The sequence below is a fragment of the Acinetobacter towneri genome (assembly GCF_017498585.1).
Taxonomy (GTDB): Bacteria; Pseudomonadota; Gammaproteobacteria; order Pseudomonadales; family Moraxellaceae; genus Acinetobacter; species Acinetobacter towneri.
Genome location: NZ_CP071766.1, coordinates 1,307,469 through 1,324,535 on the forward strand (window position 1 = coordinate 1,307,469; position 17,067 = coordinate 1,324,535).

The window sequence follows — 17,067 nt, forward strand, 5'->3', positions numbered from 1 at the left end:
TTTCCTCAAAGGCGCTTTATAAAGCGCCTTTGATATATGGATAAGCATTATTTAGCAAAATAGGCTGAGCTTTGGCATTTGGATGAATTAAATCTTTTTGCATCAATTGCTTATTGCCCGCAATACCTTCCATAAAAAATGGCAGTAATTTGACTTTATATTGCTGACTCACCACTTTATAGTTATTTTCAAATGCTTTGCTATACGCCGAGCCGTAATTTGGCGGCATTTTCATCCCAAAAATCACCACTTTCGCTTTGGCTTTTTGGCTATGCTGAATTAAGTTCGCTAAATTTTTTTGAATCATTTGTGGCGGTTGTCCACGCAAGCCATCATTTCCGCCTAACTCAATGACTACAACGTCTGGACGATGGGTCTGCAGCAATTTAGGCAGACGCGCCAAAGCACCACTGGTGGTTTCGCCACTGACACTTGCATTGACCACTTTATGCTGTTTCGGATACTGTTGTTCTAAACGTTTTTGCAATAAGTGAACCCAACCTTGTTGTGGTTGTATGCCGTAACCTGCACTTAAGCTGTCACCTACAATCATAATGGTTTTTGCAGATACCACGAATGGGCTGAAACATAGTCCGAGCAGCAACACACGCGGGAAGACACGACTAGTTAGATTGCGATTTTGCATAATGGGAAACGTATGACTCAAAACACTAAAGAATCTAATATCATGCCACAAACGATTATTTCTGCCCAAAATTTGACACAAAAGATACAACTTGCACAAAAACAATTGACCATTTTTGAGAATTTAAACTTCGATATTCAGGAAGGTGAACAAGTGGCCATTACAGGTCGTTCGGGTTCAGGAAAATCGACCTTATTGGGTATTTTGGCAACATTAGATCAGGCCAGCAGTGGAAAATTGGTGGTATGTGGTGAGTCAATTGCAGAATTAAACGAAGAACAACGTGCAGAAGTTCGTTTAAAGCATATTGGTTTTGTGTTCCAGTCATTTCAGTTATTGCCGCATTTGACGGCACTGGAAAATGTGATGTTGCCACTACGTTTGCAGGAAAAATTTAAATATGCAGAGGCAGAACAAAAAGCCCTCAACTTGCTGAAACGTGTCGGTTTAGAACGTCAGGCACAGCAAACGCCGAAAGTGCTTTCGGGAGGCGAGCAACAACGTGTCGCCATTGCACGTGCTTTAATTCGTGAACCTAAAATTATTTTTGCCGATGAGCCGACAGGAAATTTGGATGGTGAAACTGCAACTGAAATTGAGCAATTGCTATTTGAGTTGAACCGCGAGTTGGGCACAACTTTGGTGTTAGTCACGCATGACCCGAAACTGGCGGCACAATGTCAGCGTCACTATGCCTTAATTGATGGGCAATTGGTTGAGCAATTTGCAGCTAAGCCAACTGCTGCCATAACAGGAGGATGAAATGAACGCATTATTTCATCCGCTGTTAAAGCAGAGTTTTAAAAGCAGTGGTGTATATTTACTGATTATTGCGCTGACTTTAGCGATTAGTGCGACCACGGCCTTAAAGTTTAGCAATGAACAAATTCAAAATGCGGTAGCGTTGCAAGCGGCAGAAATGTTGGCGGGTGATTTAGTCCTGAGTGACAATGAGCCCATTGCGCAAGACTGGCAGGATCAGGCGACTGCACATCAGTTACAACAGTCGCATGTGACTGTATTTAGTTCGATGGCACATACTCAAGCGCAATTTGTGATGGTGAATGTCAAAGCGATTGAGCACAATTTTCCGTTACGTGGTGAATTGAGGGTGAGTCCTGCAGCGGACAAGATTCAATCTGGTGAAATTTGGCTCAGCCAACGTGCCATGGATTTGCTTCACGTTAAACTTGGTGAAACGGTGAATATTGCCGATGCAGCATTTACCGTGACTGCCAAAATTGAACATGATTCTAATCAGGAACTCGGTTTTTCAGTTTTTTCGCCGACAGTAATTATTTCACAGGCCGATGTGGCACGTACCCACGCGATTCAAGTGGGTAGCCGCATAGATTACCGTTTGTTGTTGGCAGGCAGCGCCAAAGATACACAAAATTTTGAGCAGTATTTTAAAACACATACACAACAGCCTGCACAGGCACAGCAAACGGCCAGCCCTGAACAAAACTTTGAAGAACAAAGTAGTTTAAGACTACGCAATGCCAGTGAAGGCAATACTCGCTTAATGCGCCCCATTGCCAATTTAGATACCTTTTTACAGTTAGCGAATATCCTGACCATTTTATTGTGTGGGATTGCGATTGGTTTGACCAGTCAGCGCTATGTGCAACAAAATCAGGATCATATCGCCTTATTACGTTGTATTGGTGCAAGTAAACGACAAATTTTAGCCGCTTATTTGGCTTTGCTTGCTTTGGTCTTAATTATCGCTATGGGCATTGGCAGTATTTTGGGCGTGACGTTGGGCTATGCTTTGTTGCAAATCATGCTGCAACTGATTCCGCACCTGGAAATTCAATTTTCAGCCATGGCAATGTTGCTTGGGCCATTGCCAATCGCCATGCTCACCAGTGCTGTGGTGTTGTTGGGTTTTGTGCTGCCTAATTTATTGCAATTGCTGAATACCGCACCGATTCGCGTGATTCGCCAACAAGACAAAAGCATGCGCGCTTGGTGGTGGATGTTGCTTACAGGGACGCTAAGTCTAATCGTATTTTGTGTGGTCTTGACCGAAAGTTTAGTGCTTAGTACATGGGTGATTGGTGCGATTATTGCGCTGTGCGTATTGCTGTATGGAGTGGTGTGGAGTTTATTAAAATTATTGCGTCATTCTAAAGGCAGACTCGCAGTGTATATTCGTGCGCCTGCTGTCACTGCATTTCAAATTACTGCATTGGCTTTAGGATTAAGTTTAATTACGGTACTTGCAGTGTTGCGTACCGACCTGCTAGATCGTTGGCAGCAGCAATTGCCCGAAGGAACACCCAATCAGTTTGTTTACGGCTTGCCACCGTTTGATATGCCTGAGTTTCAACAACAATTAACGCAGCAGCAGTGGCACAGCACGCCACTTTATCCAAATATACGTGGGCGTTTGGTCGCCAAAAATGATCAACCTTTTGCCGACGCCTTAATTCAGCAAAGCAATACGTTAAGACGCGAACTCAACCTGACACAGTCTGACCGTTATCCTGCCGATAATATCATTGTAAATGGGCAAGCCAATTTCAGTGCAGTGGGACAAGTGTCAGTAGAAGCAGATACGGCTGCCGAGTTGGGCATTCAAATTGGTGATCGACTCAGTTTTAGTTTGCCTGAAGGCATACTTGAAGCCGAAGTGATTAATCTGCGTACGGTGGAGTGGGAAAGCTTTAGTCCAAATTTTTTCTTTATTTTTTCACCGCACACTATGGATGAAAATGCAGGCAGTTATTTGGGCAGTTTCTATGTGCCTGAAGCAGATAAACCGAAACTAATTCAATTGATTCAGCAATTTGCCAACACAGTGTTTATTGATGTCAGCCTAATTTTGGATGAAATTAAACGCATTGTGAATGTGTTGGTGCAGATCATCACCATTTTAGCCATTTTGGTGAGTGTGTCTGGGCTGTTGGTATTAATCGCGTGTTTAAACTTGCTGATGGATGAGCGCAAACGCGAAGTCGCATTACTGCGTTCTTTTGGTAGTTCTAAACAAAAACTCAAACGTATGTTGAGTCTGGAAATCGGTTTTATGGGCTTTATAGCGGGAATAGTGGCGTGTTTATTTGCTGAAGTCATTAGTGCTGTTGCCAGTTACCGCATGGATTTAATGCTGCAACCACATTGGGAAATCTGGCTGATTTTGCCTGTATTTATGACCGTGCTGTGTGCCTTGATTGGACGTTATCGTTTAAGTTATTTATGCGATATTCCGCCACTGCAAAGTTTAAGGGAGATGAATCAGTCCTGATTCATCTCTAGTTGATGTTGTTTTACTTGCTGTAAAGGTTGATTGTTTAACCCAGACTGCGTTGCATCATGCTAAGCAGTTCTTGCCAAAGGGGTTGAATTGGGGCAAGCAGTTGATGGCAATACCAGTAAAATGCAGCACAGCCCAATGGTGCAAGGAGCATCGCAAAACCGTTCACTAAGTTACTGTGTTTGCTGCGTTGTCCAATATACCAAATGAGTGTCATGGCTGCGCCCATGAGCATGCCGCCAATATGTGCAGCATTATTAATGCCACTGATCATAAAGCCCATACCTAAGTTTAGTGCCATTACCATCACTAAGGTTTTACCATCCAAGAGAAATTTTTGGCGCGGTAATTGGGGCAATAACGCCAATACCGTCAGTGCAGCTCCAAGTCCCATCACCGCACCTGAAGCACCTGCACCCACGCTAGGTAACAGCTTTGGATTAGCGACACCTTGTTCGAGCAGGGTATAGCTGTCCTGAATGCTGACATAGCCACTGAGCAGGCTACCCATCAAACCCGCGCAAACATATAACACTATAAAATAGACACGCCCAAACAATTGTTCATTGACGCTGCCAAAAATATACAAGGCCCACATATTTAACATTAAATGTACTAAACCAAAATGAAAAAACATGCTGCTGAACAGGCGAATGGGTTCCGCCAAAAAGGTTAAAGGTGCATAATCAGCACCCCAGCGTATTGCATCTTGCGGGCTAGGATTGCTAATGTTCATGCCGTTGAGCACTTGCCATGCAAACAAAGCCACGTTTATTGCAATCAGGGCTGCGGTAATCCACCACAGGTGAATTTCAACTTTATTGTTGCGCAGGTTTGGGGGATGTTGGGACATATATTTGAATATTGTGTCGTAGTGATCAATCTAAGCTTAACACGAAAAAATAACGCTTCAGGAGCCATGCACCAAGATGAAAGCTTTTTTTATACGAACTTTGTTAATTCTTGTCAGTGTGGTGCTTTTGGTTCAATTATGGATTTTTAGCAGCTTGGTGTGGTGGCGTACGCAGCCTGTGCAATCGACCATGATGATGCGTTTGGATTATTGGGCTGAACCGAGTAAGCCTATACAACATCAATGGCGCGACTATGACCAACTCAGTGATAATTTAAAGCGAGCTGTGGTGACTGCCGAAGATGGCAAATTTATGCAACATCATGGCTTTGACTGGGAAGGTATTCAAACTGCGCTGGAACGGAACAAAGATGAAGGCAAGGTTGTTGCAGGTGGTTCCACAATTTCTCAGCAGCTCGCCAAGAATTTGTTTTTATACAATAAGCGATCTTTTTTGCGTAAAGGGCAAGAAGTTGTGGCGACATGGATGATGGAACGCATGTGGTCAAAGCAGCGTATTTTAGAGGTCTATCTCAACTCGGTAGAATTTGGCGATAATATTTATGGTGCCGAAGCTGCGGCACAGCATTATTTTGGCAAAAGTGCAAAAAGTTTAAGCCGTGATCAAGCAATTTTCTTGGCTGCGATTTTAACCAATCCAAAATATTTTCAGGAACATCGTAATGCGGGGGCATTAAAAGCCCGTAAACAGATGGTGCAGCGCTATATGCGTTATGCGGAAATTCCCTAAATTGAGCGAAAACAAACTATAAAATGTGAAAATATCCACAAAGCCTAATTTTTTAGGCTTTTTTTATGAAAATGTCACAAAATTGAAGCATACTTGTAGCAGTGCCAAACATTTTAAAAAAGCATAGGTGGGTATGAATACGGCAACAGGCGCGACTCCTGCGCAAACAGAATATACATATAATGATCGCTACATTAACCGCGAACTGTCTATTTTAGATTTCCATTTGCGCGTGCTTGAGCAAGCTGTCGATCCGTTGCATCCTTTGTTGGAACGCATGAACTTCCTGCTGATTTTTTCACGTAACTTGGATGAGTTTTTTGAAATTCGTGTTGCGGGCATGATGGAACAATTGGACTTGGGCAATGAAAGCCGTAGTCCAGATGGTTTAACCCCTAAGCAGGTGTTAGATCAAATTTCTAAAACAGCACATGCTGCTATTGAACGCCAGTACCGTATTTTAAATCAGGAAATTTTGCCAAAATTACGTGAAGAAGACATTTGTTTCTTACGTCGTGGTGAATTAACCCCTGCACAATCGGCATGGGTGAAAAAATATTTCCAAGAGCAAGTTGCCCCTGTATTAACCCCAATTAGCCTAGACCCTGCACATCCATTTCCACGTTTGGTCAATAAAAGTCTGAATTTTATTGTGACTTTAGAAGGGAAAGATGCTTTTGGTCGTCAAATTGATTTGGCGGTTGTTCCTGCACCACGTTCATTACCACGTGTAGTGCGTTTACCCGATGAACTTACAGGCGGTAAAGAGCACCACGTCATGCTTTCAGCAATTATTCATGAGCATGTGTCTGACTTATTCCCGGGCATGACTGCGACTGGATGCTATCAATTCCGTGTGACCCGTAATGCAGATTTGGCGTTAAATGAAGATGTAGAAGACTTGGCCAAAGCCCTAAAAGGCGAATTAAACTCACGCCGTTTTGGTCGTGCGGTACGTTTAGAAGTAACGCACAACTGCCCGAAAGCCATTTATGATTATTTGCTAGATGAGTTCGATCTTGAAGAAGAACAACTTTATAAAGTAGATGGCCCAGTGAACTTGGCGCGTTTATTGTCTAATTTTAAACGTCCACATTTACGTTATGATTCACATACACCCGCCATTCCAAAGGTGTTAAAAAAGTCTGAAAATATTTTTTCAGCGATGCAAAAGCAAGACATTTTATTACACCATCCGTTTGAATCTTTTGCACCCGTGATTAACTTGCTGCGTGAAGCTGCACGTGATCCACAAGTCTTGGCAATCAAACAAACTTTATATCGTAGTGGCGCAGATTCTGAAATTGTACAAGTGCTTGCAGAGGCTGCACGAAACGGTAAAGAAGTGACTGCGGTGATTGAACTGCGTGCACGTTTTGATGAAGAATCTAACATTGCTGTGGCTAACGTGTTGCAAGAAGCGGGCGCTGTGGTTGTGTACGGTATTGTGGGGTATAAAACCCACGCCAAAATGATTTTGGTGGTGCGCCGTGAAAATAATAAATTGGTGCGTTATGTACATTTAGGCACAGGTAACTACCACGCAGGCAATGCGCGTATTTATACCGACTATGGTTTACTGACCACAGACAAAGAGCTGTGTGAAGATGTGCATCGTATTTTCCAAGAGCTAACAGGCATGGGTAAAATGGCAAAACTGAAAAAGTTGTTGCATGCACCATTTACCCTGCACGCACAGTTGGTGAATTATATTGATGAAGAAATTGCCAATGCTAAAGCAGGTAAGCCCGCACAAATTATCGTGAAAGTGAATGCACTGACTGAAATGCAATTGATCAATAAATTGTACGAGGCGTCTCAGGCGGGTGTGCAAATTGATCTCATCATCCGTTCAATTTGCTGCTTGCGCCCAGGTTTGCCGGGCTTATCGGAAAATATCCGTGTGCGTTCGATTGTCGGACGTTTCCTTGAACATACCCGTGTCTATTATTTCTCTAATAATGGCAATCCACGTATTTATTGTTCAAGTGCTGACTGGATGGATCGTAACTTATTTAACCGTGTTGAAGCGTGTTTCCCAATTGAAAATCCTGCCTTGAAAAAGCGTATTTATGAGCAAGGTTTATTGACCTACATGCAAGACAATCAACAGGCGTGGTTGTTGCAGGGTGATGGAACTTGGGTGCGTGTAAAAGCAGCTGAGGGTGAAGAGCCACACAATGCGCAGCGTATCCTGACCGATAGTATTGTTTAGTTTAAAGCATTTATAACAGGTAAAAAGAGCGATGCCAGACATCGCTCTTTTTTGTTTCTAATTAATTGTTTGATGCTTATTTAATACTTATGTTTTTGATTTATCTTTTATATTGATCAGCTTAAGAAAAACAGCACATCGCATCATCCGCATTCATAATTTTCCGATAAATACTTTTCACATAACCATGCACCAGTTGTTCCGAAGCATGCAAGTTGGTTGCGACTTGTTGTGAGGGCAAACCTTGTCCTGAAAGCGCCAATATTTCATGTTCAGTTTTAGAGAGTGCCAAAGAATGGCCATGTGCGACAATGGATTGTTCGCAGGCTAAAATTTCATTGGCCAAGTTGACATCTAGCGGTGAGCCACCACGTAAAATAGTGCGAATCTGGTTTTGCATGCCTGTAGCAGATTGGTCGCTAAAGACATAGGCTGAAATGCCTAAATGGATGGCTTGTAGCAATTGTTTGGGCATACTGGAAGGCAGCACTGCCACAATTAAGGTGTCTTTACGGAAATGTTTGAGATTTTGAATAAAATCAATTTGAGCTTTTGACCAAGACTGTAAATTGATAAATACCAAATTAGGTAAATGTTGCTGCACCATCAACACTGCATTTGCGAGCGATGAGCTACAAAGCAAAACCTCTTTAGGGTAGCCAAAATTTTGTAAAATGTGGCTTAAATTTTTTAGTGCTTCTACCTGATCATCAATCAGCAGAACAGGTACAGGTAAAATGAGATCTCTGTGAATCATGGCAATTACTCCTGTGCTGTTCTATAAATAATTTTGATAAATAGATTGTGCGTGATATTGCTGTAACTGAATATCCTTAAATATAGTGATTTTTATATAAAAATGGTAAATATAAGTAATTGTTGCTGAATATTTTTTTTGAAATGTGTTGAAAACGTGAGTAATGTAACTCGATACCGTTCTTTCGTTCAGTTGTAAGAGTGAATTGTTGAATTTGTGATGAATCTCACATTTTAAAACTTATTCATATTTATAAGTCACTTAAATCATAGTGAACTGCAAAAACAATACGCATTTTTGAACGAAAAATAAAAAAGGAGCCATGTTGGCTCCTTAATGAAATGTTGGATCGTGTGTCTAAATTTAGACTGCGTTTTGAGTGATTTTCTGTAAAATCTGCAGCAAAACGTCAAATTCACTTTGTAATGGCGTGCTTTTACGCGTCACTAAAGCCAAAGTACGGCTTGGTGCAGCCTCAATACTTTTGATCTGTAAATCTGGATTCGATTTGATCATGGCATTATGAATTGCAATTTCAGGCAATAGGGTAAAGCCTAAATTTGCAGACACCATTTCAACCAAGGTCGGCAAAGAGCTGGCTTTTAAACGATGATCGTTTTTGCGTTCACCAATCGGGCAAGCACTTAAAGTGTGATCACGTAAGCAATGACCTTCTTCAAGCAGCATTAAACGCGATAAATCCAAATCATCTAAAGAATTGGCCTGCGCCGATTTTTGATCGCCCTTGTGATAAACCAAGAACAAATCTTCTTTAGAAATTTCAGCCACTTTCAAACCACGCGTATCGAATGGCAGGGCTAACACCACCATATCTAAATTGCCGTGTTCCAGTTTTTCGACAATTTTTTCACTTTGCGCTTCGTGTAAATGCAATTGAATTTTAGGTAGCTGCTTATGCACTTCATCTAACAGTTGCGCCAAAATAAATGGGGCAATGGTTGGAATCACGCCTAAGTGTAAATCACCTGTGAGAGGCTCACTCATTTCACGGCTTAAACGCATTAAGTCCTGTGCATCTGCTAACAGAACACGGGCGCGTGCTACGACTTGTTCACCCAATGGGGTTAAACGTACATTCTGTCGATCACGTTCTACCAGTACGCCGCCAAGCAGGCGCTCCAGTTCCATGATCCCGCCAGACAAAGTCGACTGAGTTACAAAAGAACGGCGAGCCGCTTCTGTAAAATGTAACGTTTCAGACAGTGTAACGAGGTATGACAGCTGTCTTAAAGATGGTAATGCAGCCATAGTGTCCTAATGATTATGATTTAAAGTGGTGAGCAAACAGTTCGCTAAGATGAGGAATAAAGTGTGGAGGAATATCATGCCCCATTCCTTTGATTAATTCAAACTTAGCGCCCGGAATCGCTTTCGCAACAGCCTTACCATGCCCTGGTGGGAGCAAACGATCTTGCGAACCATGTACCACAAGGGTAGGTTGCTGAATTTGTTTGTCCAGTTGTAGCAACGAGCCTGTACATAATATTGCTAAAAACTGTTGAAGTACACCCGCAGGGTAATAACTTCGCTGATATAATTTGCGTGCAGTTTGCATCGTTTCGAGTTGATTCACATAGCCAGGTGAGCCTATCACCTTAAATAGTTTTAAACTATGATCAACAATGCCATTTTCATCTTGTGATTTTGGTCTTTCTAGCAAGCTGAACAGTTGTTTCGGAAATGGTGGTGGTAAAAAAGGCTGGTTATTACTGGTAAATAATAAGCCTAAATTATTCACGCGATCTGCATATTTGGCTGCCAAAATTTGTGCAATCATGCCGCCCATAGAAGCACCAATCACCTCGGTCTTTTCAATGCCTAAGCGCTCTAATAGCAATGCAGCATCATCCGCCATATCAAATAAGTTATAAGGCGCACCGTGGTTTTGCAGACCTAAGCTAAAACGCCCCATCATTTTATAGGTGTTCAGACGCGGGCCTTTGTGGCGAATTTTGGATGACAAACCAATATCGCGGTTGTCATAGCGAATGACACGATAGCCGTGATCAATCAGTGATTTACAAAAGAAATCGGGCCAGTACAACATTTGTGCGCCTAAACCCATAATCAGCAAAATAGGTGGATCTTCAGTTTTGCCGCCCACTTCGACATGCAGCTGAATTCCGTTGCCTAAATCGACTTTGGTTTCGTGCATAAATGCCGTATAGGGCGATGTGGTGAACTGAAGTGCACTATTCATGTTGTGATCCTCATGTCAGGCAAGGGCGAAATCAATCGCCCTTTATTGTTTTTATTTTATTCCGATACAGGCAATAAGTCTGGCACTAATTTGGTCAAACTCAAGCGTTGTTTGGCCGCTGTTGCGCCTAATAGGACAAAGCCACGTAAGGTATCGGTTTGGTCATAGGCTCTGGCAATCATGCCATCGTCAAATTCTTCGGTATGCCAGTTGACATCTACCCCTAGTGGCGCAGGTAAAACGGTCAGTGGTGCAGCAGGTGTTTTCACTGCAACAGGCATGGCAGGGTAGTGTACCTGAGTAGTTTCACCATTTAAGGTTTTGGCTAAGGCACGTGCTTGCTGCATGATTGGCATCACATACGGCAATAAAATACCATTCACTTCCGCACAGTCACCTACTGCATAGATATCAGCTTGGCTGGTTTCAAGTTGCGCATTGGTTAAGACCCCACGACTGGTTTCGATGCCTGCTGTTTTAGCCAAAGCAATGTTTGGTTGTAAACCAATGGCAGACAGTACCACATCGGCAATTAAAGACTGACCACTGGTAATGGTCACTAAATAGTCGTCATTTTTAATTTTCGAAACTTTTTCAACGGTTGTACCCAATACAAAATGGATACCCGTTTCTTCTAGGTTTTGTTTAAAAGCACTGGCTACATAATCCGGCAATAAACGACCTAGTGGTTGTGGTGCAAGGTCAATCACCGTGACTTGGTGTCCTGTTTGCTGCAAGTCATTGGCAAATTCACAACCAATTAAACCTGCACCTAAAATCACCACACGTTTGTCTTGACGTTGTTCAAGCTGTTGGCGAAATGCGGTGTAATCACTTAAATTATTTACCACATGAATGTCATCACTGCCATCGCCCGCAATGGCTAAACGTACAGGATTCGCACCCACTGCCAAAACCAATTTAGAATAAGGTTGTTGGCTGCTTACACCCTCTTTTTCTAATTCAAGTACATGCGCTTCTGCATCAATTGCTTTAACCCAAGTGTGGGTTTCAATACGCATATTGAGTTGGCTTGCCATTTTAGCTGCATCGCCCAATGCAATTTGAGCAGGGGCTTTATTGCCCGCCAATGCGTTAGATAAAGTTGGTTTGGCATAATTGGCAGCATCATCTGCACAAATCATGACTAACTCTTGTTCTGCATTTAGCTTACGAAACTCGCGTGCAACAGTATAACCTGCCATGCCTGAACCAATAATAACGATAGGATGCATAAGGTGAACTCCAAATGAGGGCATAGAAATTGGCGTTAAAAAAAGACCATCGGACATGGTCTTTTCGTGGTCTTAAACTTCAATCATTTCAAAATCAGCTTTTGAAACGCCGCAGTCTGGGCAAGTCCAGTCATCAGGAATATCTTCCCATAATGTACCTGCCACAATACCATCTTGAGGCCAGCCTTCTGCTTCGTCATAAATCCATCCACAAACGATGCATTGATACTTTTTCATTCAATTCTCCATAAACCGATCTTTAAATTTCCAGATCAGCAAAAAACTTATCTACGACTAGTTGTATGATATATCTATTTGATTAAATTTTTACGCAGTTATACGGCTAAAGTAAAGTAAATAAGCGATTTTAATCTGTGCTTTTATAGAATGAATAGCTGCATGGGACATAACCGCGCAGAAAAGACCTCTTTTGATATAGATACGGCATTGTAATGAGAGAATGGCTGCAGGAAAAATCACGTTTTTATGCGTTTAAATGCCATTTAAGACCTTGGTCGTACAGTAAAAGTCTTATATTTTTGCTATTTTATTATGGAATAAATATATATTAATATTTTTAAGTATATTAAAGTTTATAAAAATCAAAACCTTGTAGTGTTTTGATGCGTGATTGATGGCAGTCTTGCCGATTCGATCACTAGCCTTATGTGAAAATAAACGGTAAAATTCAACCATTCTTTAGTCACATTTCTGATCTTCCATGAGCAATTTGTCTACTTTTTTGTGGTCGCATATTCGTACAGTTCCTCATTTTCCAAAACCAGGCGTAGATTTTTATGATTTAACGCCTTTGTTTATGAATAATTTGGATTCATTAACAGATGCTTTAATTGCCAGCATTCCTGCAGAAAAATTAGCTGAAGTTGAAAGCTTTATTGCAGTAGAAGCACGTGGTTTTGTATTGGCGAGCCTTTTGGCACAGCGTACAGGCAAAGGTTTGGTACTTGTGCGTAAAGCAGGTAAATTGCCACCACCAGTTGTGGGTGTGGGTTATAGCTTAGAATACGGTTTAGACCGTTTAGAAATGGCTGCCGATGTGCAAGCGCAAAAAGTCATTATTGTAGATGATGTATTGGCGACAGGTGGCACTTTAAAAGCAGTGAAACAATTGGCTGAAAAATGTAATCATCAAGTTTTAGGTGCAAGCATTTTCCTAGACTTACCAGATTTACACAAAAATTTAGGTTTAGATATTTGGTCCGTATTGGACAATAAATCTAAACCAGAACAAGCAGTGGCTTAATCCTTTTAAGTTATTGTAACTGCTGTAAAAAAGCCTGATCTCCATAGTTGTGATCAGGCTTTTTTAATGGGTGATGTTTAATTGATTATTTTTAATGGATAGCTTTGACTTTATTTGGCAAGATAAGCTTGTTCGATTTGCTGAATACAAGAATTAATATTTTCTGGATGCAATAAGCGATGATGCCCAGACTCAAAAGTAGAGGTCTGCATATAGTTTTCTAAAAATGCTTGCGCGGCATGCATATCCAAAATTTCATCGCCCAATTCTAAATAAGCCAATTGTGGAATATCGTGCTGCAAGTCATCATCTGAAATTGCAGGATAGTCATTGCGAAACGTGGGAGCTAAACTTGGATTTGCCACCACACACGGAATATGGTGCGACAAAGACATTTTGAGTGCCCAATAGCCGCCTAGACTATGTCCCACCAAAATTTCAGGCTTAATTTTTTGAATGATATTGTGATAAAAATCGGCAACAGTTTGATAATTTAAGTTGCGATAATCGACATTGATACAAAATTTTTGTTTTGCATCTATGGCATGGAATTTAGTCGACTCCCGCGAGGAATCTAATCCATGTAAAAACAAGACTTTTAAAGCACATGTATTCATTGTCAGATTCACAAAGTTAAACATCTTGAGTCAAACTGAGCCTAAAGATAAAGTGGATAGAAAATAAAATATTTAGACTGATACATAAGCAGGTTTAAAAACAGCAAAATACGGTCTTTTTCATCTATTTTCTGAACAATATTGTAGTGCGCTTAGCCTGAGAAAGAAGTTAGCTTTTGGTCTAAGTCTACAAAAAATCACAAAAGCAAGTGGCAATTTAAAAAATAAATTGCTCGAGTCAGAGAAGGCATACGAAATCGTGTCTAAATCTGCTATTCTATTGAACTTCTTTTTTTAGTAATTATTCGAGGCAGAGATGACGCAACATAACGCTCAATCGACTTCTGAACCCACTATTTCCGAAAACGATTTAATTGCGCAGCGTCATGCCAAGTTAAAGCAAATTCAAGAACAAGCGCAGGCGAAGGGAACTAGCCCTTGGCCAAATACGTTTAAGCGTGAAAACTACGCAGAAGATTTGCAGGCACAATTCGCAGAAGTTTCTAAAGAAGAAATTGAAGCAGGCGAAAAAGTGTATGTGTCTGTAGCAGGTCGTGTGATGTTGAACCGCGGTTCATTCATCGTAATTCAAGACATGACAGGTCGTATTCAGTTGTATGTGGCGCGTAAAGAACTTAGTGCTGAAACATTAGAGACGATCAAGAGCCTAGATTTGGGCGATATTATCGCAGTGAAAGGCTATATTGGTCGTTCAGGCAAAGGCGATTTATATGTTCATATTCAACATTTTGAATTGTTGACCAAATCTTTACGTCCATTACCAGACAAATATCATGGTTTAAGCGATACCGAAGCGAAATATCGTAAGCGTTATTTAGACTTAATCGTAAATGAAGACACCCGTAAAACCTTTGAAATTCGTGCCAAAGTGGTTTCGGGTATTCGTGCATTTTTAACTGAACAGCGTTTTATGGAAGTTGAAACGCCAATGATGCATGTGATTCCTGGCGGTGCATCGGCACGTCCATTTGAAACGCATCATAATGCTTTAGATATGCCGTTATTCTTGCGTATTGCGCCTGAATTATATTTAAAGCGTTTAGTGGTTGGCGGTTTTGAACGTGTGTTTGAAATTAACCGTAACTTCCGTAATGAAGGGGTGTCTACACGTCATAACCCTGAATTTACCATGATCGAATTCTACCAAGCTTATGCCGACTATAAAGATTTGATGGCATTGACTGAGCAAATGCTAGAAAAACTGGCTTTGGATATTTTGGGTACTACCGATGTGCCGTATGGCGATGAAGTGTATAGCTTCAAAGGCCCATTCAAGAAAATTTCTATGTTTGATGCCATTCTTGAGCATAATCCACAATTCACGCCAGAAAATGTTAATGACCGTGATTTCTTGGCTAAATTTGTGCAGGAAGAATTGAAAGAACAGGTGAAGCCTGGTTTTGGTTTGGGCAAACTACAAACCATCGTGTTTGAAGAAACCGTAGAAACTCAATTACGTCAGCCGACTTTCATTACAGAATATCCTGCAGAAACGTCGCCTTTGGCACGTCGTAATGACGATAACCCACACATTACTGACCGTTTTGAGTTCTTTATTGGTGGTCGTGAATTGGCGAATGGTTTCTCAGAATTAAATGACCCGATTGACCAAGCTGAGCGTTTCCAAGCACAGGTTGCAGAAAAAGACGCAGGCGATGATGAAGCGATGCATTACGATGCAGACTTTGTTGAAGCTTTGGAATACGGCTTACCACCAACTGCAGGTGAGGGCATCGGGATTGACCGTTTGGTAATGTTGTTTGCCAACGCTGCGAGTATCCGTGATGTGATTTTATTCCCACACATGCGTCATAAAAACTAAGTTTTAGCGCATCGTTGACGACATAAAAAACAACCTGCAGAAATGCAGGTTGTTTTTTTGTTGTAACTTAAAGTTAAACACTTGCCACCAATTTTTTGATCATAGGTCGCTGGCGTTGACTGGCAAGCCATAAATCATGCTGCATTTGTAAATTCAACCAAAACTCTGGTGAGGTTTCTAAGGCTTCACTCAAACGAATCGCCATATCTGCAGAAATTCCAGTATGACCATTCAAAATGCGAGATAGGTTTGCACGTGTCACTCCAAGTGCTTGAGCCACTTCAGTCACAGAAGTTTCACCAATATATTCGCGCAACATTTCGCCCGGATGAGGTGCATTAAACATCATATTCATCTTTGTACTCCTGCGCTAGAAGCTATGTGATAATCCAAATAATCTACAATGTAGACATCACCATCTTCAAATTTAAAAATTACACGCCAATTACCATTTACTGTTAGTGACCATTGATCTTGTAGATTTCCATTCAATTTATGTAAACGCCAATTGGGTGGAGTTCGCAAATCATTCACCGTAGATGCAGCATGTAGTGCTGCAAGTATTAAACGTAATTTTGTAGAATGCGCTGCTTGAATACCTGCTGTTGAACCAGTTTGGAAAAAAGCCTGAAGACCTTTATGTTTAAAGCTCTTAATCAAGCCTTAGTATCCAAGTGTATTGTGTATATGTACAGTATACGATAATTTCGAGTTTAATCAATCAACCAGTTTTGGCGGGGTTTAAGTGCATCTTGCGTAATCCGCAGAAACTTAAAGTGATGATGCTTATAACAACGCCGTTTGAATCCGTACTTTCATCTCTAAAGCTTGCTGCAAAATATGCGCTTTCATCCAAGTTACTTGTGTACCCATGGGGTTGGTTTTAATAGCAGTGTTTAAGAAATCCAGTTTTTCTTGCGAAAATAATTGCGTTTCAATCGCTTGATGCAGTTCTGCCGTGGTTGCATTTAAAGGCACATCTACCAAATAAAAACCTTTAGGATAATTATAAAATGCATACATTAAGTTAAAGGCTTTTTGTTCGGCCTTTAAATTGCCCGCACCAATTTCATAGCTGCGGTCTTGATTGCTATGCGTCACGCCTATTAAAAAGGAGAGTTGTTGATCACGGCAACGCAAACCAAATTGCAGCCCAATCTGATCTGCACTGAGTTCATGTTGCACAAAAACATTCAGCATTGAAGCATCATCGTTTAAAGGCTCTTGTAGGACGAGTAGCTCAGGGCTGTGCTGATACAAAAAACCAGCCAGCTGCGCCTGTTCAAGTTTGGATTTGATCTGTTCAATCTGTGGCATGGGAGCATCTTAAAAATAAAAAAATATGTTTTTACTTTAAGCATTTTTTGTTCATGCTTGAAGCACTGAATTAGATGAATAATCTA

The 17,067-nt window shown here is 41.2% G+C and carries 17 protein-coding genes; 6 read left to right on the plus strand and 11 right to left on the minus strand.

The genetic code is table 11. The annotated features are described in order from the left end of the window. Positions 1 to 16: 16 nt before the first annotated feature. Complete coding sequence (locus J4G44_RS06230; protein ID WP_004972029.1) at positions 17 to 646, minus strand: arylesterase; 630 nt, start codon at positions 644 to 646, stop codon at positions 17 to 19. A gap of 12 nt (positions 647 to 658) precedes the next feature. Here J4G44_RS06230 and J4G44_RS06235 point away from each other — a divergent pair, with 12 nt between their 5' ends. Next, complete coding sequence (locus J4G44_RS06235; protein WP_004972026.1) at positions 659 to 1,408, plus strand: ABC transporter ATP-binding protein; 750 nt, start codon at positions 659 to 661, stop codon at positions 1,406 to 1,408. 1 nt (position 1,409) lies between these two features. Beyond that, positions 1,410 to 3,899: an ABC transporter permease gene (locus J4G44_RS06240; protein ID WP_207973522.1), complete on the plus strand. Its 2,490-nt coding sequence runs from the start codon at positions 1,410 to 1,412 to the stop codon at positions 3,897 to 3,899. Positions 3,900 to 3,945: 46 nt separating this feature from the next. Here J4G44_RS06240 and J4G44_RS06245 read toward each other — a convergent pair whose 3' ends face one another. Then, a complete protein-coding gene (locus J4G44_RS06245) occupies positions 3,946 to 4,761 on the minus strand; it encodes a rhomboid family intramembrane serine protease (protein WP_179991130.1) in 816 nt (271 codons plus the stop codon). 76 nt (positions 4,762 to 4,837) lie between these two features. Between J4G44_RS06245 and mtgA the strand changes: the two genes are divergently transcribed. Then, positions 4,838 to 5,512: a monofunctional biosynthetic peptidoglycan transglycosylase gene (gene mtgA / locus J4G44_RS06250; protein ID WP_004972019.1), complete on the plus strand. Its 675-nt coding sequence runs from the start codon at positions 4,838 to 4,840 to the stop codon at positions 5,510 to 5,512. Between the two features lie 133 nt (positions 5,513 to 5,645). After that, positions 5,646 to 7,727, plus strand: a complete 2,082-nt coding sequence (gene ppk1, locus J4G44_RS06255; protein WP_167845865.1) for a polyphosphate kinase 1 — start codon at positions 5,646 to 5,648, stop codon at positions 7,725 to 7,727. Between the two features lie 121 nt (positions 7,728 to 7,848). Here the strand turns inward: ppk1 and J4G44_RS06260 are convergent, their stop codons facing one another. From J4G44_RS06260 to rubA, 5 genes are all read right to left on the minus strand, one after another. After that, positions 7,849 to 8,484 carry a LuxR C-terminal-related transcriptional regulator gene (locus J4G44_RS06260; RefSeq protein ID WP_180060794.1) on the minus strand — a complete coding sequence of 212 codons (636 nt, stop codon included), beginning with the start codon at positions 8,482 to 8,484 and terminating at the stop codon, positions 7,849 to 7,851. A 363-nt stretch (positions 8,485 to 8,847) separates the two neighbouring features. Further along, positions 8,848 to 9,753, minus strand: coding sequence for a LysR family transcriptional regulator OxyR (gene oxyR / locus J4G44_RS06265; RefSeq protein ID WP_096900971.1), 906 nt, complete (start codon positions 9,751 to 9,753; stop codon positions 8,848 to 8,850). 13 nt (positions 9,754 to 9,766) lie between these two features. After that, a complete protein-coding gene (locus J4G44_RS06270; protein WP_207973523.1) occupies positions 9,767 to 10,705 on the minus strand; it encodes an alpha/beta fold hydrolase in 939 nt (312 codons plus the stop codon). Positions 10,706 to 10,761: 56 nt separating this feature from the next. Beyond that, a complete protein-coding gene (locus J4G44_RS06275; RefSeq protein ID WP_096900969.1) occupies positions 10,762 to 11,940 on the minus strand; it encodes an FAD-dependent oxidoreductase in 1,179 nt (392 codons plus the stop codon). A gap of 72 nt (positions 11,941 to 12,012) precedes the next feature. After that, entirely contained in the window at positions 12,013 to 12,177 is a 165-nt protein-coding gene (gene rubA / locus J4G44_RS06280) for a rubredoxin RubA (protein WP_004972007.1), read from the minus strand. A gap of 484 nt (positions 12,178 to 12,661) precedes the next feature. On the opposite strand from rubA, the gene J4G44_RS06285 reads away from it, so the two are divergent. Continuing rightward, entirely contained in the window at positions 12,662 to 13,204 is a 543-nt protein-coding gene (locus J4G44_RS06285; protein WP_004972003.1) for an adenine phosphoribosyltransferase, read from the plus strand. A gap of 110 nt (positions 13,205 to 13,314) precedes the next feature. On the opposite strand, the gene J4G44_RS06290 is transcribed toward J4G44_RS06285, so the two are convergent. Beyond that, entirely contained in the window at positions 13,315 to 13,821 is a 507-nt protein-coding gene (locus tag J4G44_RS06290) for a YqiA/YcfP family alpha/beta fold hydrolase (RefSeq protein WP_026438299.1), read from the minus strand. 316 nt (positions 13,822 to 14,137) lie between these two features. On the opposite strand from J4G44_RS06290, the gene lysS reads away from it, so the two are divergent. Then, entirely contained in the window at positions 14,138 to 15,664 is a 1,527-nt protein-coding gene (lysS, locus tag J4G44_RS06295; protein ID WP_096900968.1) for a lysine--tRNA ligase, read from the plus strand. A 73-nt stretch (positions 15,665 to 15,737) separates the two neighbouring features. Here lysS and J4G44_RS06300 read toward each other — a convergent pair whose 3' ends face one another. The 3 genes from J4G44_RS06300 to J4G44_RS06310 all read right to left on the minus strand — a co-directional run bounded on the left by J4G44_RS06300 (position 15,738) and on the right by J4G44_RS06310 (position 16,981). Continuing rightward, positions 15,738 to 16,019, minus strand: a complete 282-nt coding sequence (locus tag J4G44_RS06300) for a HigA family addiction module antitoxin (RefSeq protein WP_004971994.1) — start codon at positions 16,017 to 16,019, stop codon at positions 15,738 to 15,740. Beyond that, a complete protein-coding gene (locus J4G44_RS06305; protein WP_207973524.1) occupies positions 16,016 to 16,324 on the minus strand; it encodes a type II toxin-antitoxin system RelE/ParE family toxin in 309 nt (102 codons plus the stop codon). Before J4G44_RS06305 ends, J4G44_RS06300 begins: the two co-directional genes overlap by 4 nt. Positions 16,325 to 16,450: 126 nt before the next feature. Then, complete coding sequence (locus tag J4G44_RS06310) at positions 16,451 to 16,981, minus strand: hypothetical protein (protein WP_096900966.1); 531 nt, start codon at positions 16,979 to 16,981, stop codon at positions 16,451 to 16,453. Positions 16,982 to 17,067: the final 86 nt, after the last annotated feature.